Below are 23,539 nucleotides of genomic sequence, written 5' to 3'. Positions count from 1 at the left end.
GTTCTAGCGGGCGAGGGTCGGATAGGCAATCGGTATGCAACGGTATGCCTAAACCGCCGCGAGGGCATCCATGGCCCGCCGCAGGGCATCATCCTGGCCTTGCAAGGGCAGGATCGGGCGCGGGGGCTGCGCCTCAGTCAGGCCCAGCAGGGTCGCCGCGCGGTGAACGACGCGAAAGCTGCCGACCTTGCGGAACAGATCCCACATCGGCTGGAATGCCGCGTCGATCCGTGCGCTTTCGGCGGCGTCGCCCGATTGCGCAGCGCGGACAAGGCGCAGCATCTCGGCGGGCCAGGTTCCGGCGGCCACGCTGTAGAATGCATCGGCGCCCGCCAGCATCGCCCCCCTGCACCCCCAGTCGGCGCTGTAGCCGACCGAGAATCCCCGGGGCAGGCAGGCGCGCAGATCGGCGATCTCGCCTGCGACATCGCCATCCGTGGGAAGCGGCATCTTGACCGCCCGGATCGTCGGAATCGCCGCAAGGCGGACCAGCAGGTCGGCGGTAAAGGTGAAATGCGTCGTCGTCGGGTTGTTGTAGATGCAGATCGGCAGGTCGCTGGCCTCGGCGATGGCTGCGTAATGGGCCAAGACCTCGTCCCCGGTCAGCGGGGTATAGGAGATGGGCGCGACCAGCAGCGCATTGGCACCGCTATCCTGGGCATGACGGGCCAGCGAGACCGCCGTATCCGTGCGCAGGGCGCCCACGCCGACGATGACCGGCACCTGGCCGCCGATCTGGGCCACCGTTTCCTCGGCCACGGCGCGGCGCTGGCCGGGATCCAGATAGGCATAGCCGCCGGTGCTTCCCAGCACGCAGATCGAATCGACCTGCGCGTCTGCGGTCCGGCGCAGGATCGCGCGCAGGTCGGCGCGGCAAAGGGTGCCGTCAGGATCGGTCGGGGTGATCGGAAAGGCGGAAAGGCCGTGAAAAGGGCGCATGGTGATCCTTGCGGTTGTCGCGGACAGAAGGTCACGCGGCAACCGCAATGGCAAGCGTCAGGCGAACAGCATCCCGTCCAACTCGTTCCCCGCCTCGTCCACCGGGTGGCACCAGACGCGGAAGCCGGTCAGGACATGGGGGCCGAAGCTGTTGATCAGCGGCACGTCCGCCGCGTCCATGCCGCGGGCGACCACCACGCGGCCGATGCGGCGCTGGTTGTTACGGGGATCGAAAGTCCACCACTTGCCGCCCAGGAAGACCTCGATCCAGGCGGCGAAATCCATGGGCGCGGCGGCGGCAGGCACGCCGATGTCGCCCACATAGCCGTTGACGTAGCGCGCCGGGATGTTCAGCGCCCGCAGATAGGCCAGCGCCAGATGCGCGAAGTCGCGGCAGACGCCGGTGCCGTCGTTGCGCGCGCTGTGGGCGGTGCGGAACTGCGAGGCGAGACCATAGTTGAAGGCCAGCCTGCCGTTGACGTGATCGACGATATGCTGGACCCGGTTCCAGCCCGGCGCGACCTGGCCGAACAGGGCCCAGGCCTCGTCGCTGACCAGGTCGGTCTCGACATAGCGGGAGGCGGTCAGGAAGCCCAGGACTTCGGAAGGCAAGGCCTCGACCGGCCATTCGGCGGCGCCGAAGTCGGCCTCGTCGCGCGTGCCGGGGTCGTTGATGGTGATGTCGCTGTAAAGCGTGAAAGCCCCCGCCGGCGCCACCATGCGCCGGCAGATATTGCCGAAGCGGTCCACATAGCTCTGGACCGGGACAGGGGGCGTCGTCCTGAAATCCTCGGGGAGGACATAGTCGCGGTGCCGCGCCGCTTCCGGCGTGGTCAGGCCGATCAGGGGCGTGGCCTGCGGCACCTCGATCGTCATCTCGTGCCCGATCCGGATGCGCATCAGGCGACCGTCGCGTCCATCGTGACCTCGGCGTTCAGCAGCTTGGAAATGGGGCAGCCCGCCTTGGCCTTCTGGGCCAGATCCTCGATCCGCGCGCGGTCGCCGTCGGCCGAGATGCGGGTGACCAGATGCGCCCTGGTCACGGTGAAGCCGTCGCCGTCGTTTTCCAGCGTGATCTTCGAGGTCGTCTGGATGGCGATGCCGCCGATCCCCGCCTGGGTCAGCATGTTGGACAGGGCCATGCTGAAGCAGGCGGCATGCGCCGCGCCGATCAGTTCCTCGGGGTTGGTGCCGGGTTCGTCGGCGAAGCGGGTGTTGAAGCCATAAGGCAGGGCGTCCAGCGCCCCCGACTGGGTCGAGACCGTGCCCTTGCCGTCCTTCAGTCCGCCTTGCCATTCGGCCGATCCGCTGCGTGTGAACATGCCTTGCCCTTCCTGCGTTCATGCTGTCGCACGCCGAACGCCGGGGGCAAGGCTTCGGTTCAGATTTCAGCGGTTCGGGAACAGCCGCTGGTGTTCGGCGATGGCAAAGCGGTCGGTCATGCCTGCGACGTAGTCAAGAACGACACGGGCGCATTGCGTCTCGTCCCCGGCCTCACGCGCGACCTGGCACCAGTGGTCGGGCATCTGGCCGGGATCGTGCAGGAACAGCGGGAACAGGTCGTTCAGCATGGCGGTGACGTTTGTGCGCTCTACCACCACGGAAGGGGCGCGATACATGCGCGTGAACAGGAAGGACTTGATTGCCTTGATGTTTTGATACAGCGGCTTGGAAAAGCGGATGATCGGCCCGTCCATGTCGCGGATTTCCTGGGCCGATTGCGGCTGCAATCCGGCCAGGCGGTTCTGGGCCACGGCGATCACGTCCTCGACCATCACGCCGAACACGCGGCGCAGCGCCTCGTACCGGCGGCGGGTGGGGTCGAGGCCGGGATAAAGGCGGTCAACCTCGGCGAAGGCGGGGCCGACGACGGGCAGTTCGGCCAGCTCATCCTCGGTGAACAGTTCGGCGCGAAGGCCGTCGTGCAGGTCGTGGTGGTTATAGGCCACGTCGTCGGCAACGGCGGCCACCTGAGCCTCGGCGCTGGCATTGGTGTGCAGTTCCAGATCCCAGGCGGCGTTCACCTCGGCCAGGGCATAGGGCAGGGGGCCGGTGACGGGGCCGTTGTGCTTGGCGATGCCCTCCAGCGCCTCCCAGGTCAGGTTCAGCCCGTCGAAATCGGCGTAGTGCCGTTCCAGCCGGGTGACGATCCGCAGGGCCTGCGCGTTGTGGTCGAAGCCGCCATAGGGTTCCATCAGCGCGGCCAGCGCGTCTTCCCCGGTATGGCCAAAGGGCGGGTGGCCCAGGTCATGCGCCAAGGCCACGGTTTCGGCCAGGTCCGTGTTCAGGCCAAGTGCGCCGGCGATGGTGCGGGCGACCTGGGCCACCTCGATCGTGTGGGTCAGGCGGGTGCGGAAATAATCGCCGCGATAGGCTTCGCCGTCATGTTCGACGAAGACCTGGGTCTTGTGCTTCAGGCGGCGGAAGGCGCTGGAATGGATGATGCGGTCGCGGTCGCGCTGCCAGGGGCTGCGGAAGGTGGACATCCGTTCGGGGTGCAGCCGCCCGCGGCTGGCTTCGGGGTGGCAGGCATAGGGCGCGATCACGGGGGCAGGGCCTTCCTTGCAACAGGTGCTGTGGACCCTATATTTAGGGCCTGCTGACGAAAACGGGAACGCCCCATGAACCTGCCGCCGAAAGTCACCGAACGCGCCTTTGCCCGCCTGGCCGAGATCAACGATTCGGGCGAGGCCAAGCCCCTGCGCGTGGCCGTGGCGGGCGGCGGCTGTTCCGGTTTCCAATACGACATCCGCCTGGACCGGGCCGAGGCCGACGACCTGGTGCTGGAAGGCGGGGGGCAGAAGGTCGTGGTCGATCCGGTGTCGCTGCCCTATCTGGCGGGCGCGACCATCGACTTTGCCGATGAGCTGATCGGGGCGCGCTTTGTCATCGACAATCCCAACGCCTCCAGCAGCTGCGGCTGCGGCACGTCGTTTTCAATCTAAGGGGCAAACCTTGCTGCGGGTGTCCAGTTCCGTCTCGATCCGGCGCAGGCCGGGGGCGGGCAGGCGGTTGAAGTCGCTTTGCGGAAAGGTGTCGAAGTCGTCGCGCAGATCCTGAAGCCCCGGCGCGGGCAGAAGGTTCAGCGCCTTTCGGTCCTTTTCGTCGCGTTCTTCGATTTCGGTCGTAAGGGTCAGGGCCTGGCAGATGTCCAGCGGCCCAAGGGACGCAACCCTGACCTGCCCGCCGCTTTCGATCAGCCGGATGATATGGCCCTGCCTGCGCGCGACGCCCGCCTCGAAGGTCAGGGGCTGGTTCAGGGCGATCCATCCGGTTTCCGGGCCGAACAGCGCATCCTCGCCCTGCCACTCCTCGCCATGGGCAAAGCGGACGGCCCATGTCCCTGGCGGCACCAGCAGGCGGAAGAACGCGCCGCCGTGGATATAGCCCACCATCACCGGATCGCCGCTGTCCGCCGGGGCCAGGAAGACGACATAATCCTGCCCCGGCATGGTCTTGACCACCAGCGGCAGGGTCGCGGGCAAGCCGCTGCGGTTCCACATCAGGCCCGCGCGCGGGTGGTCCTGGGCCCAGGCGGGCAGGGCCAGGGCGATCAGCATCAGCAGGGCGAGCAGGCGGCGCATGGGATGAACGTAAGCATCCCGCCCCCCGTTGCCAATCGCGGGGCGGCGGATAAAGATGCGGCCATGAAAATCGCGACATTCAACATCAACGGCGTCAAGGCCCGGATCCAGGCGCTGACCGACTGGCTGGCCGGATCGGCGGCCGATCTGGTCGTCCTGCAGGAAATCAAGTCGGTGGACGAGGGCTTTCCCCGCCAGCATTTCGAGGATCTGGGCTGGACCGTCGAAACCCACGGGCAAAAGGGCTTCAACGGCGTGGCGATCCTGTCCCGGTTGCCGCTGGAGGACGTGACGCGCGGCCTGCCCGGCGACGACACGGACGAACAGGCCCGTTACATCGAGGCGACGGTGGTGGGCACCCAGGCCGTGCGCATCGCGGGCCTTTATCTGCCGAACGGCAATCCCGCGCCGGGGCCGAAATACGATTACAAGCTGGCCTGGATGGAACGCCTGCGCCAGCGCGGGCTGGACCTGCTGGCAAGCGAGATGCCGGTGGTGATGCTTGGCGATTTCAACATCATCCCCGAACCCCGCGACGCCGCCCGCCCGCAGGCCTGGGTGGAAGACGCGCTGTTTTTGCCCGAAAGCCGCGCGGCCTTCCGCCGGATCGTGAACCAGGGTTGGACGGACGCCGTGCGCATCCGCGACCCCTGGGCCACGCGCGGGCCGTTCACCTTCTGGGATTACCAGGCCGGATCCTGGTCGCGCGACGACGGCATCCGCATCGACCACCTGCTGCTGTCGCCGCAGGCCGCCGACCTGCTGGTCGAAACCGGCATCGACAAGGACGCCCGCGCGGGCGAAAAGCCCAGCGACCACGTGCCCGTCTGGGTCAGGCTGGCCGCCTAGAGCACCAGCACGCCCGAATGCTTGGCCTTGTGTTCGGGTTCGACATGGATGGTGATCTGCGCGTCGTCCAGGCGGTTCTTCAGCGCGGCCTCGATCCGGTCGCAGATCGCGTGGGCCTCGGATACCGAGGTTTCGCCGTCCACGACCAGGTGGAAGTCGATAAAGGTCATGCTGCCGGCGTGGCGGGTGCGCAGGTCATGGGCCTCGATCGCGCCATGCGCCTGGTCCGAGATGGTGCTGCGGATCGCGGTCAGCATGTCGTCGGGCACCGCCTCGTCCATCAGCCCGCCCAGCGATGCCGTCATCACCTTCCACCCCGACCACAGGATGTTGACCGCGACCACCGCCGCCAGGATCGGGTCCAGGATCGCGTAGCCTGTCACGATCGCCAGCAGCACGCCCACGATCACCCCGCCCGAGGTGACGACATCGGACAGCAGGTGCTTGCCGTCGGCCACCAGCGCCGGCGATTTCAGCCTGCGGCCCTGGCTCAGCAGCACCCAGCACCAGGCCGCGTTGACCGCGCTGGCCGCGACGTTGATCAGCAGGCCTTCCAGCGGCGCATCCAGCGGACGGGGCGCCATAATGCCGTGAAAGGCTTCCTCCAGGATCAGCAGGGCGGCGACGATGATCATCACGCCTTCCAGCACGGCGGACAGGAACTCGGCCTTGTGGTGGCCATAAGGGTGGCTCTGGTCGGCGGGCCGCTGGGCGATGCGGATCGCGACCAGCGCGGCAAGGGCGGTGGCGACGTTGACGGTGCTTTCCAGCGCGTCGGACAACAGCGCCACTGATCCCGTCACCTGCCAGGCCAGCGTCTTGAGGCCAAGCACGACGATGCCGACCGCGATGCTGCCAAGGGCGATCTTCAAGGTGCGGTTCATGGCGACGGTCCTTCGATGCTGCCCCTCCCGTCGGGGCGCATCTGTCAGACTATGGCGTCAGTTGCAACTGGAAAGGGCGGTGGACCTTGCGCCGCCACGTCGTCGGCGGGCCGATGCCTGCCCTTGCCCCTTGCCAGGATCAGCGGGTGCCCTGCCTTCCAGGCGCGGCCCCGATGCTGCGGGGACCGCGCGGCGCGCAGGGGTCAGCGGTCGCCGTCGTCGGGATATTCGTCGTCGTCCCCGAAGCGGGCGTCGTCGGCATATTCGTCCTCGCCCTCGCCCACGTATTTGGCGCTGAGGGCGATGGAATGGTTGTCATGCGTCGGATCCATGACCACGTCCGAGGGGATCTCTCCGGCCAGCCATTCGCGCAATTCCTCGCGGATCTCGGACGGCTCCTGGCCCGTCGCCTCGGCCAGATAGGCCACGAAGGCGCGCTGGTCGCCGTCGATCTCGTCCAGGTCGGACTCGTCCACCTCGGGCCATTTCTCCACGATCGCCTCGTAGAAGGCGGCCCAGTTCTGTTGCACGTGCTGCCATTTCATCAGTATCCGCCTCCCATCGAGGATTGTGCCCATGTCGCGATGCCGGTGATGTCCTCTCCGACGCCTGCGACCGTGTTGCAGCCAGCCAGCACCATGCAGGCCAGCAGCGTTCCTATCACTGCTCTCATTTCTCTGCCTCCTGCCACCACAGCTCGGGCATGAAGCCCGGCCAATCTCCGTAAAGTGGCGTTGTCCGGGCAGGATAACGCAGGTCCGCGGCATGGGCCAGCCGCGAGACCGGCGAGAACCCGACCGGCACCACATAACGCCCCGCGGTCAGGATTCGATCCAAGGCACGGACGGCGGCGGCAAAATCTTCGGAAGTTCGCGAATTCACCATGGTAGCGATGACCGCTTCCGCAGCCGGGCTTTTCATCCCCATCCAGTTGCGGCTGCCCGGCTGGTCGGCGGCAACCGACCCCCAATACAGCAACTGTTCGTTCCCCGGCGACAGCGACAGCGCGCGTTCGTACCAGGTCATGTCGAACTGGAATTCGTTGGTGCGCTGCACGAACTGCGCCGCATCCAGCAGCGTGATGCGCGCCTGCATCCCCAGGTTCCGCAAGGCCTGCACATAGATGTCGGCGATCTGCTGGGTTTCGGACGCGGTGCGCATGGCGGTGCCCGACTGGTTCAGCAGGATCTCGAAGGCGAAGGGGCGGCCTTCCGCGTTCTGCAACACGCCGTCGCGCACTGTCCAGCCCGCCTCCTCCAGCAGGGCGATGGCACGGCGCAAGCCCGCGCGGTCCAGGGCTCGGTCCGACCCCTCGGGCAGGGTGTAGCCCTCGATGGTGCCGGGGGGCAGGTCGGCAGCGAAGGGGGCCAGCAACGCGGCCTCGCGCCCCGTGGCGGGGCCGGGCTGCATGGCAAGGTCGCTGTTGGCGAAATAGGACGTGATGCGCCGGTCCTTGCCGCCGTTCAGCGTGGCGTTGATGAAACGGAAGTTGAAGGCTTCGATCATTGCCTGCCGCACGCGCCAGTCGGAAAACAGCGGGTTGCGGGTGTTCATCACCAGCCCCATGATCCCGGAGGGGCGGCCATTGGGGATCTCGGACTTCACGGCATCGCCGCGCTGCATCAGCGGGAAGCCGTATTCTGTTTCCCACTTGAGCCCGGACAGTTCCCGCCAGACCGTGACCTCGCCCGCCTTGAAGGCCTCGAACATGGCATTGGCATCGCCGAAGTAATCGTAGCGGATCACATCCAGGTTGTTGCGCCCCCGGTTCACCGCCAGATTCTTGCCCCAGTAATCGGGATTGCGGCGGAAGGTGATGGACCTGCCGGGATCCACGCGGTCCACCACATAGGGCCCGGATCCGACCGGCGGCTCCAGGCTGGAGGCCGAGAAATCCTTGCCCTCCCATTGCGCCTTCTTCAGGATCGGGCGCAGGCCCATCAGCATCGGCAGTTCCCGGTCAGTTTCCGTGAAGGTGATGCGCAGGCTACGTTCGCCCACCTGCTCCATCTTCGCGACCTTGGCCCAGGCGGCGTGATAGCGCGGATGGCCCTGGGTGCCCAAGGTCTCGAAGGACCACATCACGTCGGCCACCGTGACGGGGCTGCCGTCGGAAAAGCGGGCCTCGGGGCGCAGGGTGAATTCGATCCAGGATCGGTCGGGCGCGGTCTCGACGGACTGCGCCAGCAGACCATACAGGGTGAAGGGCTCGTCCAGGCTGCGATACATCAGCGTCTCGGCCACATGGACGCCGGTTGCATATGCAGCATTGCCCTTCAGAACCCAGGGCTTCAGCGAATCGAACCCGCCGGGTTCCGCCAGGCGAATCATTCCGCCTTGCGGCGCGTCAGGATTGACATAGGGAAGCGCGGTGAATCCTTCGGATAGCGCCGGTTCGCCATACATGGCAAGGGCATGGACCGCTTCGGCACGCGCCGAAAGCGGCAATGATGCAACACCTGAAAAAGCCCCCAAAATCAGGCACAAGGCGCGCATAGTCGCGGATTTGTTAAGGTTTCTTAAGATTTTCATCGCCCGACTGCCCGATTTTCTTGTTTTCGATACAAATTCAACTGACTCGGCCGAAGATCGTCAATGGCAGGTGAGACTTATTCGTTGGACTCTGGCGGGCTTTGGCGTATAAATACCTTACTGCTCGATAGGTTTCTTGCCTGTATGAAACCTGCCTCATGACTGCGCCCGCCTTGTGCGGGCGTTTTTTTTTGCCCATGCTGCACCTGCAAACCGGGTCTTTTAACGGCTCCCGGTCATCACGGGCAACAGGTGCGAGGCATGATGTTCGAGAGATTTCTAGGCGGTAAAACGGCAATCGTGACGGGTTCCAACTCGGGCATCGGGCTTGGGGTGGCGCGCCAGTTGGCCAGGGCCGGGGCCGAGATCGTCCTGAACAGCTTCACCGACCGCCCCGAGGATCATGCGCTGGCCCAGAATCTGGCTGAGGAACATGGCGTAAACGTCCGGTATATCAAGGCGGATATGTCCAAGGGCGACGAATGCCGCGCCCTGATCGCGCAGGCAGGCCGCTGCGACATCCTGGTCAACAATGCGGGCATCCAGCATGTCGCGTCGATTCCCGACTTCCCGGTCGAAAAGTGGGACGCGATCATCGCGATCAACCTGACCTCGGCCTTCCACACCACCGCGGCGGCCCTGCCGATGATGCGCGCCGCAGGCTGGGGCCGGGTCGTCAACATCGCCTCGGCCCACGGGTTGACGGCCAGCGCCTTCAAGTCGGCCTATGTCGCGGCCAAGCATGGAATCGTGGGCCTGACCAAGGTGACGGCGCTGGAAACCGCGCAGGAACAGATCACCTGCAACGCCATCTGCCCCGGCTATGTCCTGACCCCCCTGGTCGAGGCGCAGATCCCCGACACCATGAAGGAATACAACATGACGCGCGACGAGGTGATCCGCAACGTCATGCTGCAACGCCAGCCGTCCAAGGAATTCGCCACGGTCGAGCAGATGGGCGACACGGCGGTCTTCCTGTGCAGCGACGCGGCGGCCCAGATCACCGGCACCACGATCAGCGTGGACGGCGGCTGGACGGCGCTTTAGGCGCAGCCCTCGCAAAAGCGGCGGATGCGGGCCACCGCTTCGGTCAGTTGCTGGTCGCTGGTGGCGTAAGAGATGCGGAAATGCGGGGACAGGCCAAAGGCCGCCCCGAAGACCACCGCCACGCCCGTTTCCTCCAGCAGGGCGTTGGCGAAGGCCTCGTCGTCGCTGATGGCGGTCCCTGCGGCCGAGGTCTTGCCGATCAGCCCTTTGATCGACGGATAGACATAGAAGGCCCCTTGGGGAGTCGGGCATTCGATGCCGGGGCAGGCGTTCAGCCCCGCCACTACCAGGTCGCGGCGGCGCTGGAAGACGGCGCGGCTTTCGGTGACGTAATCCTGCGGCCCGTTCAGCGCCGCCTCAGCCGCATATTGGCTGATCGAGCAGGGGTTGGACGTGGACTGCGATTGCAGCTTGGCCATGGCCTTGATCAGCGATTCGGGCGCGGCCCCATAGCCGATGCGCCAGCCGGTCATGGCATAGGCCTTGCTGACGCCGTTCATCGTCAGCGTGCGGTCCTTCAGACGGGGCTCGATTTGTGCGGGGGTCACGAACTCGAACCCGTCGAAGACCAGGTGTTCATAGATGTCGTCGGACAGAACCCAGACCTGCGGATGGCGCAGCAGCACATCGGTCAGCGCCTCCATCGCCGCCCGGTCATAGCCCGCGCCGGACGGGTTGGACGGCGAATTAAGGATCAGCCATTTGGTGCGCGGCGTGATCGCGGCCTCCAGCGCCTCCGGCGTCAGGCGGAAGCCCTGGTCCAGGCCGCATTCGACCACGACCGGCGTCCCGCCCGCCAGCATCACCATGTCGGGATAGCTGACCCAATAGGGCGCAGGGATGATGACCTCGTCGCCTTCGTCCAGCGTGGCCAGCAGCGCGTTGAACAGGATCTGCTTGCCGCCCGTGCCGACGGTGATCTGCGAAGGGGCATAGTCCAGCCCGTTTTCCCGCGCGAACTTGTCGCAGATCGCGCGCTTCAGCGACGGCGTGCCGTCCACGGCGGTATAGCGCGTGTGGCCCGCGTCGATGGCGGCCTTGGCGGCGTCGCGGATATGGGCGGGCGTGTCGAAGTCAGGCTCGCCCGCCGACAGGCCGATGATGTCGCGGCCCTGGGCGCGCAGTTCTGCCGCGCGGGTGGTCATCGCAATGGTGGGCGAGGGCTTGATGCGGGACAGGCGGTCGGACAGAAAACCCATGGGCGGCCTCGGCGGTTTGAATGGCGTCGCCGCATGGCTTATGCTGCCCGGACCGCGACGACAAGCGCGCCGGAAAGGACAAAGAATGATCGAATCGCCTGAAATCCGCCTGCGCCGCCTGACCATGCGCAGTTGGCGCAGGGGCATGAAGGAAATGGACCTGATCCTGGGCCATTTCGCCGATGGCCCCCTCGCCCAACTGTCGCCCGCCGATCTGGACGCCTACGAGGCCGTGCTGGCCGAGAACGACCAGGATCTGTACCTGTGGGTCACGGCCCGCGTGAATGGCGGCGACAATCGCGGCCCGGCGGGGATTGCCGCGATGCTGGACAGGATCGCAACCCATGCGGCGGAACGGCTGCGGCCCGTTCGCTAAAATTTTCCCAAACATCTTGCGGAAGTTGTGTTGCATTAACTGAAGATTTTGGATTTTGCGGCAATGTCGGGTCATGACGAACAAATCAGGATCGCCAGACGCCATGATTTCCCCCGCGCCCCGCGATATGCGCCCCCAAGCCGATGTCCAGGCCCTGCCGGACCTGGCCGACACGACCGAGGCCTATCTGGAATCCCTACAACTGCTGGAGCGTTTGCACCGGCTGATGCTGGATCTGGTCAAGGATGAATTTGAACGCCTGGGCCAGCACGACCTGACCCCGGTCCAGGCGATGATCCTTTACAACCTTGGCGGGGCCGAGGTGTCGGCGGGCGAATTGCGGTCCCGCGGCATGTATCAGGGATCGAATGTCAGCTATAACCTGAAGAAGCTGGTGACGATGGGCTATGTCCATCACGAACGCAGCGACCTGGACCGCCGGTCGGTTCGCGTCAAGCTGACCGACGAAGGGCAGGCCATCCGCGACATGGTTCACCGCCTGTTCCTGCGCCATGCCGAGGGGCTGGCCATGTCCGGCGTGCTGGAAGACCCGCCCCTGGAGCAGGTCAACTTGCAAAGCCGCCGGATCGAGCGGTTCTGGCTGGAACAGATCCGCTATATCTATTGACGCGCCTTACCAGTGGCCGGTGTTCGCCATGCTGGCCCAGGGTTCCGCCGGGGGCAGGGGGTCGCCTTCCTGCAGCAGCTCGATCGAGATGTTGTCGGGGCTGCGCACGAAGGCCATGTGCCCGTCACGCGGCGGCCGGTTGATGGTGACGCCCGCATCCATCAGCCGCTGGCACAGGTCATAGATGTTGCCGACGCGATAGGCCAGGTGGCCGAAGTGCCGGCTGTCCGAGGGCAGGCCTTCGTCGCCGTCCCAGTTATGGGTCAGTTCGACCGGGCATTCCGGCTGGCCCGGCGGGGCCATGAAGACCAGCGTGAAGCGGCCCTTGTCGTTGGCGATGCGGCGCGTTTCCTCCAGCCCCAGCAGCTTGAAGAAGGCCATGGTCTTGTCCAGGTCGGCGACGCGGACCATGGTGTGCAGATAGCGGATATTCATGGGGATCTCCTTGTCTTGCTGCGGATCAGCGGCAGCTTGGCACGGCGCGCGGCGGGGTGCAAACCGCCCTAGCGGCGGCGCAGGTATTCAAACAGAACGCAACCGGGGTCCGCGGCGCGCAGCGGGACGGAACCCAGGCAATGCCAGTCGTTCTTGTCGAAGTCCGGGAAAAAGGCGTCGGCATCCGGCACGGCCAGGTCCACCTCGGTCAGCAGCAGCCGGTCCGCCACCGGCAGCAGGGCGCGATAGATGCCCGCCCCGCCGATGCCATAGACGCGGCGATGGCCCGCCTGATGCGCGTGATCGACGGCCGCAGCGGGCCAGGGGAAGACCTGCTCGGCAACCGCCGGGTCCGCCGAGACCACCAGGTTCAGCCGGTTCTTCAAGGGTTTGACCGGCAGGCTGTCCCAGGTCTTGCGGCCCATGATCACGGCGCCGCCAGTGGTTTCGCGCTGGAAGAAGGCCAGATCCTCGGGGGCGCGCCAGGGGATGTCGTTGTCCTTGCCGATGGCACCGTTGCGGTCGCGGGCTGCGATCAGGGTTAGCATCTCACACCGCCACCGGGGCCTTGATGGCCGGATCGGGATCATAGTTCAGGATCTCGAAATCCTCATAGCGGAAGTCGAAGATCGACCCGACCTGACGCCGCAGGCGCAGCTGGGGCAGGGGCTTCGGGGTCCGCGCAAGCTGGGTCTGCACCTGATCCAGGTGGTTGGAATAGATATGCGCATCGCCGATGGAATGGATGAAATCCCCCGGCTGATACCCCGTCACATGCGCCAGAATCACCTGCAACAGCGCATAGGAGGCGATGTTGAACGGCACCCCCAGGAACATGTCCGCCGACCGCTGATACAGTTGCAGATGCAGCCTGCCCCCCAGGATCCGCACTTGCCACAGCGTATGGCAGGGCGGCAGCGCCATGTCCGGCACATCCCCGGGGTTCCAGGCCGAGACGATCAGGCGGCGCGAATCCGGCGTCCTGCGGATCGCGTCCACCAGGTCCGCGATCTGATCCACATGGCCCGCGAAGAACAGCGGGCGGCCATCGGCATCCAGTCCGCTGGGCACCAGCTTCGGGAAGTGCCGCCACTGGCGGCCATAGACCGGACCCAGGTCGCCATTCTCGTCCGCCCATTCGTCCCAGATCGAGACGCCGTTATCCTGCAAGTACCGGATGTTCGTGTCGCCCGACAGGAACCACAGAAGCTCGTGGATGATCGACTTGAGGTGCAGCTTCTTGGTCGTGACCAGCGGAAAGCCCTCGGCCAGGGGGTATCGGCATTGCAACCCGAAATGGCTGATCGTGCCGGTCCCGGTCCGGTCCGTGCTTTCCTGCCCTTGTTCCAGAACCGTCCGCAGCGCGTCGTGATACTGCCGCATGTCACACGTCCAGTTCTTCGGCGAAGCGCGCGTTTTCCTGGATATATTCAAAGCGCAGTTCGGGCTTCTTGCCCATCAGCCGTTCGACCAGATCGCCGGTCTCGCCGCCTTCGTCATCGTCGATGCTGACCCGGATCAGCTTGCGCGTCTTGGGGTTCATCGTCGTGTCCTTCAGATCCTTGGCGTCCATCTCGCCCAGACCCTTGAAGCGTTGCACGTCGATCTTGCCCTTGCCGCCCAAGCCCTTGGCCAGCATCCGTTCCTTCTCGGCATCATCCGCGACATAGACGCGATGCGCCCCCTGGGTCAGCCGGTAAAGCGGTGGGCAGGCGAGATAAAGATGCCCCTTGTCGATCATCGGCCGCATCTGCGTGAAGAAGAAGGTCATCAGCAGCGACGCGATATGGGCGCCGTCCACGTCGGCATCGGTCATGATGATGACCTTGTCATAGCGCAGATCATCGACATTGAACTTGGATCCGATACCGACGCCAAGGGCCTGACAAAGATCGTTGATTTCCTGGTTGGCGCCCATCTTGCTGGACGCCGCGCCCAGCACGTTCAGGATCTTGCCGCGCAAGGGCAGCAGCGCCTGGTTGGTGCGGTCGCGCGCCATCTTGGCGCTGCCGCCCGCGCTGTCGCCCTCGACGATGAACAGTTCGGTGCCTTCGCGGCTGGTGGCGCTGCAATCGACCAGCTTGCCCGGCAGGCGCAGCTTCTTGGTGGCCGTCTTGCGGGCGGTTTCCTTTTCCTGCCTGCGGCGCAGGCGCTCCTCGGCCCGCAGCACAAGGAAGTCCAGGATCGCGCCCGCTGATTTGGTATCCGCCGCCAGCCAGGTGTCGAAATGGTCGCGCACGGCGTTTTCGACCAGCCGCGCAGCCTCGGTCGTCGCCAGGCGGTCCTTGGTCTGGCCCACGAATTCAGGTTCGCGGATGAAGCAGGACACAAGCGCGCAGCCGCCGGTCAGCAGATCCTCGCGCGTGATGTTGGCGGCCTTCTTGTTGCTGACCCGCTCGCCATAGGCGCGCACCCCCTTGAGGATCGCGGCCCAGAAGCCCGCCTCGTGCGTGCCGCCCTCGGGCGTGGGAACCGTGTTGCAATAGGACTGGATGAAGCCGTCGCGCGAGGGCGTCCAGTTGATCGCCCAATCCACCTTGCCCGGCGCGCCCTGGCGGCGGAAATCGACGCTGCCCGCGAACGGACGGTCGGCATAGGTGCTGGCCCCGTGCAGCGTTTCGGACAGGTAGTCGGCGAGGCCGCCGGGGAAATGGAACGTCGCCTCTCGCGGGGTCTCGCCGTCGTCGATTTCCGATTTCCAGCGGATTTCGACCCCGCTGAACAGATAGGCCTTGGACTTGACCATCTTCAGCAGCCGCGCGGGCTTGAAGCGGTGATGGCCGAAGATCTCCTCGTCGGCGTGGAAGGTCACGGTGGTGCCGCGCCGGTTGGGGGCGGCGCCGATCCGGGCCACCGGACCCTGCGGGATGCCGCGAGAGAACCGCTGCTCGAACAGTTCCTTGTTGCGCGCGACCTGCACGATCATCACGTCCGACAATGCGTTGACCACGGACGCGCCGACCCCGTGCAACCCGCCCGAGGTCTGGTAGGCATCGCCCGAGAACTTGCCGCCCGCGTGCAGGGTGCAGAGGATCACCTCCAGCGCGGACTTGCCCGGAAACTTGGGATGCGGGTCGATGGGGATGCCGCGGCCGTTGTCGCGCACGACCACGCTGTAGTCGGCCAGCAGCTCGACCTCTATCCGGCTGGCATGGCCCGCCACGGCCTCGTCCATCGAGTTGTCGAGGATTTCGGCCACAAGGTGATGCAGCGCGCGTTCGTCGGTGCCGCCGATATACATACCGGGGCGCTTGCGCACGGGCTCCAGCCCCTCCAGCACCTCGATCGAAGCGGCGGAATAGCTGTCGGTCGCATCAACGGCGGAAAGAAGGTCGTCGGCCATTCGTGTCTGCTCTTGTTCTTGGGTCGGCTCGCGCCGGACTATCTCATGCGAAGGGGCCAAGGGCCAGCCCCGGCGGGTTCAGGCCCTGTCGCGCAGCCATTCGGCCAGGTCGCCATCGTCGATCAGGCCCTGGGCAAGGGCGATGATCTTCTGGCCGATAATGTCGTCCGGCACGTCCGGCTCGCGCGCGCCGTTCATGTCCAGAACGATCTGCATCGTCCGATAGGCCGTGCGCTTGTTGGCATCATTGAAGCAATGACCCTGCGCAATGGCCATCGCATAGGCGGCAGCCAGGTCGAAAACATCGCCGATCATGCCGTAAGCCAGCCGGTTTTCAACCCGCGCCAAGGCCCCCTCCAGAGACTTGTCCTGCGCGCGGCCAAGCAATTCACCCTCATTCAGCACGACATCGTGGATCGTCTCGACCATTTCGGCCGAGGGCAGCAGCCATTCGGTCATGGTTACTTGTCGCGCAGATAGTCAAGAACAGGTTGCGCGCGTTCCCTGGTGCGCTGCAGCGACTCCATCACTTCCTCGCGCGTGGCATAGCGGTGCTGGCGCTTGTCCGTCGCCTCCTCGGGCACCAGATAACCCACCAGTTGCGAGTTCCTGAGGATCGCCACCGGCTTGCCGCCCGAGCGTTCCAGAACCTTATGCGGTTCGCGCAATTCGGTCATGGTGCAGATGTGGTTCGTCAGCAAACGGGTCATGGCGGGCCTCCTGCGCTTCATATTAGATGCAGGAATGCATATTTCAATATCTATTCCGGCTCGGCCAGCCGCGCCTCCCACATCTGGCGGAAGGCGGGGCGCGACTGGCAACCCTCAAGCCAGGCCATGGTCGCAGGGAATTGCCCCATCAGCTCGCCATAGCCCTGGGCGTATCGCAGAACCTCGGCCATGTTGATGTCGGCCACGGTGAAGCGGTCGCCGACCAGATAGGGCCGGGTGGAAAGATGCCCTTCGACCACCTTCAGGGGGCGGACCAGCCGTTCGGCCGCATGGGCGACAAGGGCCTGGTCCTCACCCGATTGCAGGCGCGAGCGGGCGTGCAGGAACAGGATGGTCAGCGCGTCGGGCTCGATGCTCGTGGCGGCGTAGAAGCTCCACTGCATCATCAGCGCGTCCTCGGCCAGATCAGCGGGGCCGATGGCGCCGCCATGCTTGCGGGCCAGATACAGGGTGGCGGCCAGGGATTCGGACAGGACCAGCCCGTCATCCTCGATCACGGGGATCGCGCCTGCGGGCGACAGCGACAGGAAGGCCGGGGAATGGGTGTTCAGCACCGCGTCCGGGGCATCGGGATCGGCCAGGCGATAGGCCTGGATCACCGGGATCTGCCGGAACGCCAGCCCGATTTCGTGGCACAGCCAGATGATGCGCGAGGCGCGCGAGCGGGTGACCCCGTGGATGGTCAGCATGGAAGGCTCCTTCTGTCAGGCAGAGGGTATGCCGCCTGAAGCGGGCAGGAAAGCGCCATGAATTGATCCTGCGCAAGGCGGAAGGCCGGAAAATGTGACAGACTCATGCCGTTCAATCCCGTGCAGAAGGACATTCCATGGCCGACATCCTGTCCCCCGCCCCCGACACTGCCGAGACTGCCATCCAGACCGCCCCCGCAGCCGACGCCACCCCGGCCCCCCAGGCCGAGGCGCCCCCGCCGGTGCGCACCCCGCGCCCCCGCCGCGTCAGGCTTGCAGGCCCCGACGCCGTGCGCGAGGCCTTCGAGACCGGCATCTATCCCTATCGCGACCGCATGGGCCGCCGGGAATACGAGGCGGAAAAGGCGAAATTGCAGGCCGAATTGCTGAAGGTGCAGATCTGGACCCAGGAAACCGGCCAGAAATTCGTGATCCTGTTCGAGGGCCGCGATGCCGCCGGAAAGGGCGGCACGATCAAGCGGTTCAACGAACACCTGAACCCCCGCGCGGCCCGCGTGGTGGCGCTGAACAAGCCCACGGACGAGGAACGCGGGCAATGGTATTTCCAGCGTTACGTCCAGCATCTGCCCACCTCGGGCGAGATGGTCTTCTATGACCGCAGCTGGTACAACCGCGCCGGGGTCGAACGGGTGATGGGGTTCTGCACCGCCAGCGATTATCTGGAATTCATGCGCCAGGCGCCCGAGTTCGAGCGGATGCTGGTCCGGTCGGGGATCCGGCTTTACAAATACTGGTTCTCGGTCACGCAGGACGAACAGCGGCTGCGCTTCACCGCGCGCAAGACCGACCCCCTGAAACGCTGGAAGCTGTCGCCCATCGACGAGGCGAGCCTGGACAAGTGGGACGACTATACCGAGGCGAAGGAGGCGATGTTTTTTTACACCGACACCGCCGACGCGCCCTGGATCATCGTCAAGTCGAACGACAAGAAACGCGCACGGCTGAACTGCATGAGGCATTTCCTGGCGACGCTGGACTATCCCGACAAGGATCCGGCCATCGCCCTGCCGCCCGACCCGCTGATCGTGGGAACGGCCAGCCATGTGGTCCACGGATCGACCCATATCCTGGGCCGTGCGCTGCATCCCGACAGCCGCAAGGCCGCCGTGCCGCACGAATAGGGGCTGGTTGCATTTGATGCAGGTCAAGGAATCGCCCCGGCATCCGGTCTAGACCGGCCCTTGCGAAACAGGAGCGATTCTTACAATGTCCAATCCCGAATTGGACCACCCCAGCCTTTACGCCAAGCGGGAACCGATCTTTCCGAAGCGGGTGAAGGGGCGGTTCAGGAACCTCAAGTGGGTCGTCATGGCCGTGGCCCTGGCGATCTATTACGTCATGCCGTGGATTCGCTGGGACCGCGGGCCGTCGATGCCCGACCAGGCGGTCCTGGTCGATCTGGCCAACCGGCGCTTCTTCTTCTTCTGGATCGAGATCTGGCCGCACGAATTCTATTTCGTCGCGGGCCTTCTGGTCATGGCGGGATTGGGATTGTTCCTGTTCACCTCGGCCCTGGGCCGGGTGTGGTGCGGCTATGCCTGCCCGCAGACGGTCTGGACCGACCTGTTCATCCTGGTCGAACGCTGGATCGAGGGCGACCGCAACGCCCGCATCCGCCTGCACCGCCAGACCTGGGACGGGCAGAAGGTCAGGCTGCGGCTGTTCAAGTGGGCGGTCTGGCTGGTGATCGCGCTGATGACCGGCGGGGCCTGGATCTTCTATTTCACCGATGCGCCGACGCTGCTGGGCAACCTGCTGACCGGCCAGGCCCATCCGGTCGCCTATATCACCATGGCGATCCTGACGGCGACGACCTTCTTCTTCGGCGGCTTCGCGCGCGAGCAGATCTGCATCTATGCCTGCCCCTGGCCGCGCATCCAGGCCGCCATGATGGACGAGGACACGCTGACCGTCGCCTATCGCGAATGGCGGGGCGAGCCGCGCGGCAAGACCAATGTCCGCCACCGTCCCGCCGCCGTGGCCTTCCAGGCCGAGGCGGAAAGCCACCCCGCAGGCCCTGTCGCGGGCGGCCATTACCCGCCCGTCCCCTATGAAGGCGTGCGCACCGGCGTCGGCGGGCCGATCCCGGCCAACTCGGCGGGCGACTGCATCGACTGCATGGCCTGCGTGAACGTCTGCCCCATGGGCATCGACATCCGCAACGGCCAGCAGATGGAATGCATCACCTGCGCGCTGTGCATCGACGCCTGCGACGAGATCATGGACAAGATCGGCAAGCCGCGCGGGCTGATCGACTACATGGCGCTGAAGGACGAGACCGCCGAACGCGCCGGGGCCAAGCCGAAGCCCGTCTGGAAGCACATCCTGCGCCCGCGCACGCTGCTGTATTTCACGCTGTGGGCCGGCATCGGGGTCGCGCTGATTGTGGCGCTGTTCATCCGCTCGCCGCTGGACCTGAACGTCTCGCCGGTGCGCAACCCCCTGTTCGTCACCATGTCGGACGGCGCGATCCGCAACACCTACGAGGTTCGCCTGCGCAACAAGCAGCACGAACCGCGCGCCTTCAGCTTTGACGTCGAAGGCGCCGACGGCCTGACCGTCGCCATCGAGGGCGCACCCTCGGGTGCGGTCGATGTGCCCGCGGACGAGACGCTGAGCCGCAGGCTGTATGTCACGGCCCCCGCCGGATCGCCGCTGGCCCTGGCCGAGACGACCCCGCTGGACCTGGTCGTCCAGGACGAGATCGACGGGACCACCGCGACCGTCGGCACCATCTTCCACGGAAAGGGCCAATGACATGGCAAGGGAACTGACGGGCCGCCACGTCCTGATCATCACGCTGGCCGCCTTTGGCGTCATCATCGCCGTCAACGTCGTCATGGCGACCCTGGCCGTGGGCAGCTTTCCGGGGCTGGAGGTGAAGAACAGCTATGTCGCATCCCAGCAGTTCGACCGCGACCGGCAGGCCCAGCAATCCCTGGGCTGGACCGCCAGGGCCAGCTATGAAGGATCCGAACTGACCATCGAGATCCTGGACAAGCAGGGCCGCCATCCGATCCTGCGCGACTTTTCGGCCACGATCGGGCGGCCCACGCACAAGCGGTCGGACGTGACGCCCGACTTCACCGTGGAGGGCGGCGTTTATCGCGCGCCCCTGACCCTGGAACCCGGGGCCTGGAACATCCATGTCCAGGCCGTGGCCGAGGACGGGACGGCGTTCCGCCAGCGGCTGGACCATTACGCAGGCGCAAGGGTGAACTGACATGGCCGACCTGACCGCATCGGGATTCAGCGCCTGTCCGGCCTGCGATGCCGCGCCCCTGGCGCAGCGGCTGGCCGACCGGGCCGACCATGCCGACGGCACGCTGATCCTGTCGCTGCCCACGGCCCATTGCGCGACCTGCATCACCGATGTGGAAACCGCGCTGGCCGCCCATCCGGGCGTCAAGTCCGCCCGCGTCAACCTGACCCTGCGCCGCGTCACCGTGGACGCGCCGGGCCTGACGGCGGATGACCTGATCCCCGTCCTGGCGGGCGTGGGATACGAGGCGCACGAGCTTGACCCCGACGCGCTTTCGGCCACCACCGCCGACCGCCAGGGCCGCGATCTGCTGATGCGCATCGGCGTGTCGGGCTTCGCGATGATGAACATCATGATCCTGTCGATCGCCGTCTGGTCGGGGGCCGAGGCCGCGACGCGCGACCTGTTCCACTGGATCAGCGGCGCCATCGCGCTGCCCACCGTGTTCTTCGCGGGCCAGCCCTTCTTCCGCAGCGCCTGGTCCGCGCTGCGCGTAGGCCGGCTGGGCATGGACGTGCCGATCTCGCTGGCGCTGGTCCTGGCCAGCGCGATCTCGGTCTCCGAGACGATGCAGTCGGGCCATCACGCCTATTTCGACGGCGTGACCATGCTGTGCTTCTTCCTGCTGATCGGGCGCTATCTGGACCACCGCACCCGCGCCATCGCCCGCTCTGCCGCGGCCGAACTGACCGCGCTGGAGGTTCCCCGCGCCACCCTGCTGGTGGACGGGGCCGAACAGGTCGTGCCGATCGCCACCCTGCGCCCCGGCGACCTGATCCGCATCCGTCCCGGCGCCCGCGTACCCGCCGACGGGGAAATCGTCGAAGGCCGGTCCGAGATCGACCGCGCCCTGCTGACGGGTGAGACGCTGCCCGTGCTGGCCGCCCCCGGCCAGATGCTGTCGGCGGGCGAGGTGAACCTGACCGGCCCCCTGACCCTGCGGGTGACGGCGGCGGGCCGCGATTCGTCCTTGGCGCGCCTGACCGCCTTGGTCGAGGCCGCCGAGGCTGCGCGCGGGCGTTACACCTCGCTGGCCGAACGGGTCTCCAAGGCCTATTCGCCCAGCGTGCACGTGATGGCGCTGACCAGCTTCATTGGCTGGATGTGGGCCACGGGCGACCTGCGGCTGGCCGTCAACATCGCGGCGGCGGTGCTGATCGTGACCTGCCCCTGCGCGCTTGGCCTGGCGGTCCCGGCGGTCGCCACGGCGGCTTCGGGGCGGCTGTTCCGGCGCGGGCTGCTGATCAAGAACGGCACCGCGCTGGAGCGCCTGGCCGAGGTCGATACCGTGGTCTTCGACAAGACCGGCACGCTGACCATGGGCCGCCCGGTCCTGGTCAGCGCCGATCCGCTGCCCGCCGACCTGCGCCCCGTGGCCCGCGCCTTGGCCGAGGCATCCGCCCATCCCCTGTCGCGCGCCCTGGCCGAGGCCTTGGCCGACCAGCCCCTGGCCGACCTGTCCGACGTGACCGAGCATCCGGGCTTTGGCGTCTCGGCCCGCTGGCAGGGCCAAGCGGTTCGCCTGGGCCGCGCCGACTGGCTGGGCGTGGGCGACGATGTCGAAACCCTGCCCACCAGCGCCACTTGGCTGGCGGTGGAAGGGCAGGCCCCGGTCCGTCTGGACTTCACCGACGAACTGCGGCCCGGTGCCGCGGATTGCGTGGAGATGCTGCGCAAGGCGCGGATGCGTGTGGTGGTGATCTCGGGCGACCGTCCGGCGGCGGTGGCCGATCTGGCCGCACGCCTGGGCATCGAGGATTGGCGTGCGGGCGTCGATCCGCGCGGGAAAGAGGCCATGGTCGCGGATCTGGCAGCGCAGGGTGCGCGCGTCCTGATGGTGGGCGACGGGCTGAACGACACGGCGGCGCTGGCCCGGGCCCATGCCTCGATCTCGCCTGCAAGCGCGCTGGACGCCGCGCGGGTCGCCAGCGACATGGTTCTGACCGGCAACGATCTTGCCCCCGTGGCCGACGCGGTGGCCACCGCCCGCCGCGCCACCCGCCGCATCCGCGAGAACTTTGCGATCTCGATCGCCTATAATATCGTGGCGGTGCCGCTGGCGGTGGCCGGCATGGTGACGCCGCTGATTGCGGCGCTGGCGATGTCGCTCAGCTCGATCACGGTGACGCTGAACGCCCTGCGGCTGCGCGACGGAAGGAACTAGGCCATGGAGATCCTGTCGATCCTGATCCCCGTATCGCTGGGCCTTGGCGCGGCAGGCCTGGTGGCCTTCATCTGGGCCCTGCGGTCGCGCCAGTTCGAGGATCCGAAAGGCGACGCCGAACGGATCCTGTCCGACAAATGGGACGACCGGCCAAGGCCCGACTAGGCAGGCCGGAATAGAAAAAGGGGCGAGGTGATCCTCGCCCCTTTTTCATGTCCATGACGACCGGGCTTACTGCCCGACCACCTGGCATTCCTGAGACCGGCTGGCGAAGCGTTCGCAGACCAGTTCGGCATTGGCCCTGGTCAGGTTCGCGAAGCTGGGCTGAAAGCCGCGCTTGGTGTCGGCCACATGCCGCGCCGCCCCGTTCAGGATCGCGCCGTCCTGCAGCGCGCTGCGCAGCAGCAGGCGCTCTGCCTCGGTCTTTGACTTGAACATGCCCAGGGTCACGCCCCAGCCACGCGCGCTGCCACCGGGGCGGGACACGATCTCCAGCGCCTCGGGTTCGGCAAGGTCGCCTTCGCCCATTGCGGCCAGGATCACCGTTTCCGACCGGGGCTTCGGCGCAGGCGAGGCCAGCAGCGACATCGCGGCGCCGCCATCCTGCGGCACGGCCTGGGCCACGGCGCGGGCAATCGCCTCGGGTTCGGCGGCGGCATTGGTGATTGCCGCCGTGCTGGCCGAACGGGACCGTGGCGCGGGGGTGGGCCGGACGGATTGTTGCAGGACCGGGGCTGCCAGGCTGGCCGACGGCGCCGCAGGTTCGGCCTCTGCCGCTGCGGCAACCTCGGCGGGGGCCGCGCGGCGGCTGACGGGGCGGGCGCTGGCGGCCAGCGTCAGGCCGCCGGTCGCGACC

The 23,539-nt window shown here is 66.4% G+C and carries 28 protein-coding genes and 1 pseudogene; 11 read left to right on the top strand and 18 right to left on the bottom strand.

Going from position 1 to position 23,539, the window contains the following annotated elements; genetic code table 11:
* Positions 1–48: 48 nt before the first annotated feature.
* From JX613_RS17185 to JX613_RS17170, 4 genes are all read right to left on the bottom strand, one after another.
* Positions 49–939, bottom strand: coding sequence for a dihydrodipicolinate synthase family protein (locus tag JX613_RS17185; RefSeq protein ID WP_207102699.1), 891 nt, complete (start codon positions 937–939; stop codon positions 49–51).
* 57 nt (positions 940–996) lie between these two features.
* Complete coding sequence (locus JX613_RS17180) at positions 997–1,839, bottom strand: transglutaminase-like domain-containing protein (RefSeq protein ID WP_207102698.1); 843 nt, start codon at positions 1,837–1,839, stop codon at positions 997–999.
* A complete protein-coding gene (locus JX613_RS17175) occupies positions 1,839–2,261 on the bottom strand; it encodes an OsmC family protein (protein ID WP_207102697.1) in 423 nt (140 codons plus the stop codon). Before JX613_RS17175 ends, JX613_RS17180 begins: the two co-directional genes overlap by 1 nt.
* Positions 2,262–2,327: 66 nt before the next feature.
* Complete coding sequence (locus JX613_RS17170) at positions 2,328–3,485, bottom strand: deoxyguanosinetriphosphate triphosphohydrolase (RefSeq protein ID WP_207102696.1); 1,158 nt, start codon at positions 3,483–3,485, stop codon at positions 2,328–2,330.
* A gap of 75 nt (positions 3,486–3,560) precedes the next feature.
* On the opposite strand from JX613_RS17170, the gene JX613_RS17165 reads away from it, so the two are divergent.
* Positions 3,561–3,884: a HesB/IscA family protein gene (locus tag JX613_RS17165; RefSeq protein ID WP_207102695.1), complete on the top strand. Its 324-nt coding sequence runs from the start codon at positions 3,561–3,563 to the stop codon at positions 3,882–3,884.
* On the opposite strand, the gene JX613_RS17160 is transcribed toward JX613_RS17165, so the two are convergent.
* Positions 3,876–4,523: a hypothetical protein gene (locus JX613_RS17160; RefSeq protein ID WP_207102694.1), complete on the bottom strand. Its 648-nt coding sequence runs from the start codon at positions 4,521–4,523 to the stop codon at positions 3,876–3,878. The genes JX613_RS17165 and JX613_RS17160 overlap by 9 nt on opposite strands.
* A gap of 63 nt (positions 4,524–4,586) precedes the next feature.
* Between JX613_RS17160 and xth the strand changes: the two genes are divergently transcribed.
* Complete coding sequence (gene xth, locus JX613_RS17155; RefSeq protein ID WP_207102693.1) at positions 4,587–5,372, top strand: exodeoxyribonuclease III; 786 nt, start codon at positions 4,587–4,589, stop codon at positions 5,370–5,372.
* Here xth and JX613_RS17150 read toward each other — a convergent pair.
* The 4 genes from JX613_RS17150 to JX613_RS17140 all read right to left on the bottom strand — a co-directional run bounded on the left by JX613_RS17150 (position 5,369) and on the right by JX613_RS17140 (position 8,662).
* Positions 5,369–6,256, bottom strand: a complete 888-nt coding sequence (locus JX613_RS17150; protein ID WP_207102692.1) for a cation diffusion facilitator family transporter — start codon at positions 6,254–6,256, stop codon at positions 5,369–5,371. The genes xth and JX613_RS17150 overlap by 4 nt on opposite strands.
* A 203-nt stretch (positions 6,257–6,459) precedes the next feature.
* Positions 6,460–6,801 carry a hypothetical protein gene (locus tag JX613_RS17145; RefSeq protein WP_207102691.1) on the bottom strand — a complete coding sequence of 114 codons (342 nt, stop codon included), beginning with the start codon at positions 6,799–6,801 and terminating at the stop codon, positions 6,460–6,462.
* Entirely contained in the window at positions 6,801–6,929 is a 129-nt protein-coding gene (locus tag JX613_RS20195) for a hypothetical protein (protein ID WP_272874548.1), read from the bottom strand. The genes JX613_RS17145 and JX613_RS20195 overlap by 1 nt, the downstream gene beginning before the upstream one ends.
* Positions 6,926–8,662 carry an extracellular solute-binding protein gene (locus JX613_RS17140; protein ID WP_336512326.1) on the bottom strand — a complete coding sequence of 579 codons (1,737 nt, stop codon included), beginning with the start codon at positions 8,660–8,662 and terminating at the stop codon, positions 6,926–6,928. The genes JX613_RS20195 and JX613_RS17140 overlap by 4 nt, the downstream gene beginning before the upstream one ends.
* On the opposite strand from JX613_RS17140, the gene JX613_RS20315 reads away from it, so the two are divergent.
* Both JX613_RS20315 and JX613_RS17135 read left to right on the top strand, forming a co-directional pair.
* A complete protein-coding gene (locus JX613_RS20315; RefSeq protein ID WP_336512329.1) occupies positions 8,628–8,900 on the top strand; it encodes a hypothetical protein in 273 nt (90 codons plus the stop codon). The genes JX613_RS17140 and JX613_RS20315 overlap by 35 nt on opposite strands.
* A gap of 149 nt (positions 8,901–9,049) precedes the next feature.
* Positions 9,050–9,835, top strand: a complete 786-nt coding sequence (locus JX613_RS17135; protein ID WP_207102689.1) for a 3-hydroxybutyrate dehydrogenase — start codon at positions 9,050–9,052, stop codon at positions 9,833–9,835.
* Here the strand turns inward: JX613_RS17135 and JX613_RS17130 are convergent.
* A complete protein-coding gene (locus tag JX613_RS17130) occupies positions 9,832–11,034 on the bottom strand; it encodes a pyridoxal phosphate-dependent aminotransferase (RefSeq protein WP_207102688.1) in 1,203 nt (400 codons plus the stop codon). The genes JX613_RS17135 and JX613_RS17130 overlap by 4 nt on opposite strands.
* Positions 11,035–11,119: 85 nt before the next feature.
* On the opposite strand from JX613_RS17130, the gene JX613_RS17125 reads away from it, so the two are divergent.
* Both JX613_RS17125 and JX613_RS17120 read left to right on the top strand, forming a co-directional pair.
* The gene (locus JX613_RS17125; protein WP_207102687.1) at positions 11,120–11,410 is read left to right on the top strand and encodes a succinate dehydrogenase assembly factor 2; all 291 of its coding nucleotides are present in this window, start codon (positions 11,120–11,122) and stop codon (positions 11,408–11,410) included.
* Positions 11,411–11,537: 127 nt separating this feature from the next.
* Positions 11,538–12,038, top strand: coding sequence for a MarR family winged helix-turn-helix transcriptional regulator (locus tag JX613_RS17120; RefSeq protein WP_154763890.1), 501 nt, complete (start codon positions 11,538–11,540; stop codon positions 12,036–12,038).
* Positions 12,039–12,044: 6 nt separating this feature from the next.
* Here JX613_RS17120 and JX613_RS17115 read toward each other — a convergent pair whose 3' ends face one another.
* The 7 genes from JX613_RS17115 to JX613_RS17085 form a co-directional block, all read right to left on the bottom strand.
* Entirely contained in the window at positions 12,045–12,473 is a 429-nt protein-coding gene (locus JX613_RS17115; RefSeq protein WP_207102686.1) for a VOC family protein, read from the bottom strand.
* A gap of 68 nt (positions 12,474–12,541) precedes the next feature.
* A complete protein-coding gene (locus tag JX613_RS17110; protein WP_207102685.1) occupies positions 12,542–13,021 on the bottom strand; it encodes a dihydrofolate reductase in 480 nt (159 codons plus the stop codon).
* Position 13,022: 1 nt separating this feature from the next.
* Positions 13,023–13,856, bottom strand: coding sequence for a thymidylate synthase (locus JX613_RS17105; RefSeq protein WP_207102684.1), 834 nt, complete (start codon positions 13,854–13,856; stop codon positions 13,023–13,025).
* Between the two features lies 1 nt (position 13,857).
* Positions 13,858–15,816: a DNA topoisomerase IV subunit B gene (gene parE, locus JX613_RS17100; protein WP_207102683.1), complete on the bottom strand. Its 1,959-nt coding sequence runs from the start codon at positions 15,814–15,816 to the stop codon at positions 13,858–13,860.
* Between the two features lie 78 nt (positions 15,817–15,894).
* Positions 15,895–16,275 (bottom strand): type II toxin-antitoxin system death-on-curing family toxin, encoded by a 381-nt coding sequence (locus tag JX613_RS17095; protein WP_207102682.1) that lies wholly within the window; start codon positions 16,273–16,275, stop codon positions 15,895–15,897.
* 2 nt (positions 16,276–16,277) lie between these two features.
* Entirely contained in the window at positions 16,278–16,526 is a 249-nt protein-coding gene (locus JX613_RS17090; protein ID WP_207102681.1) for a hypothetical protein, read from the bottom strand.
* Between the two features lie 50 nt (positions 16,527–16,576).
* A complete protein-coding gene (locus JX613_RS17085) occupies positions 16,577–17,236 on the bottom strand; it encodes a glutathione S-transferase family protein (RefSeq protein WP_207102680.1) in 660 nt (219 codons plus the stop codon).
* A 137-nt stretch (positions 17,237–17,373) separates the two neighbouring features.
* On the opposite strand from JX613_RS17085, the gene ppk2 reads away from it, so the two are divergent.
* The 5 genes from ppk2 to ccoS all read left to right on the top strand — a co-directional run bounded on the left by ppk2 (position 17,374) and on the right by ccoS (position 22,848).
* Positions 17,374–18,378: a polyphosphate kinase 2 gene (gene ppk2, locus JX613_RS17080; RefSeq protein WP_207102679.1), complete on the top strand. Its 1,005-nt coding sequence runs from the start codon at positions 17,374–17,376 to the stop codon at positions 18,376–18,378.
* Positions 18,379–18,463: 85 nt separating this feature from the next.
* Entirely contained in the window at positions 18,464–20,014 is a 1,551-nt protein-coding gene (locus JX613_RS17075) for an RdxA/RdxB/FixG family protein (RefSeq protein ID WP_207102678.1), read from the top strand.
* 1 nt (position 20,015) lies between these two features.
* A complete protein-coding gene (locus JX613_RS17070) occupies positions 20,016–20,480 on the top strand; it encodes a FixH family protein (RefSeq protein WP_207102677.1) in 465 nt (154 codons plus the stop codon).
* 1 nt (position 20,481) lies between these two features.
* Positions 20,482–22,683 carry a heavy metal translocating P-type ATPase gene (locus JX613_RS17065; protein WP_207102676.1) on the top strand — a complete coding sequence of 734 codons (2,202 nt, stop codon included), beginning with the start codon at positions 20,482–20,484 and terminating at the stop codon, positions 22,681–22,683.
* A 3-nt stretch (positions 22,684–22,686) separates the two neighbouring features.
* Positions 22,687–22,848 (top strand): cbb3-type cytochrome oxidase assembly protein CcoS, encoded by a 162-nt coding sequence (gene ccoS, locus JX613_RS17060; RefSeq protein WP_154763514.1) that lies wholly within the window; start codon positions 22,687–22,689, stop codon positions 22,846–22,848.
* 66 nt (positions 22,849–22,914) lie between these two features.
* On the opposite strand, the pseudogene JX613_RS17055 reads toward ccoS, so the two are convergent.
* Positions 22,915–23,539, bottom strand: a pseudogene (locus JX613_RS17055) (D-alanyl-D-alanine carboxypeptidase); the annotation flags it as partial.

Origin of the sequence: Paracoccus shandongensis (assembly GCF_017315735.1) — a bacterium.
GTDB lineage: Bacteria > Pseudomonadota > Alphaproteobacteria > Rhodobacterales > Rhodobacteraceae > Paracoccus > Paracoccus shandongensis.
This window is presented reverse-complemented; position numbering and strand designations above follow the sequence as displayed.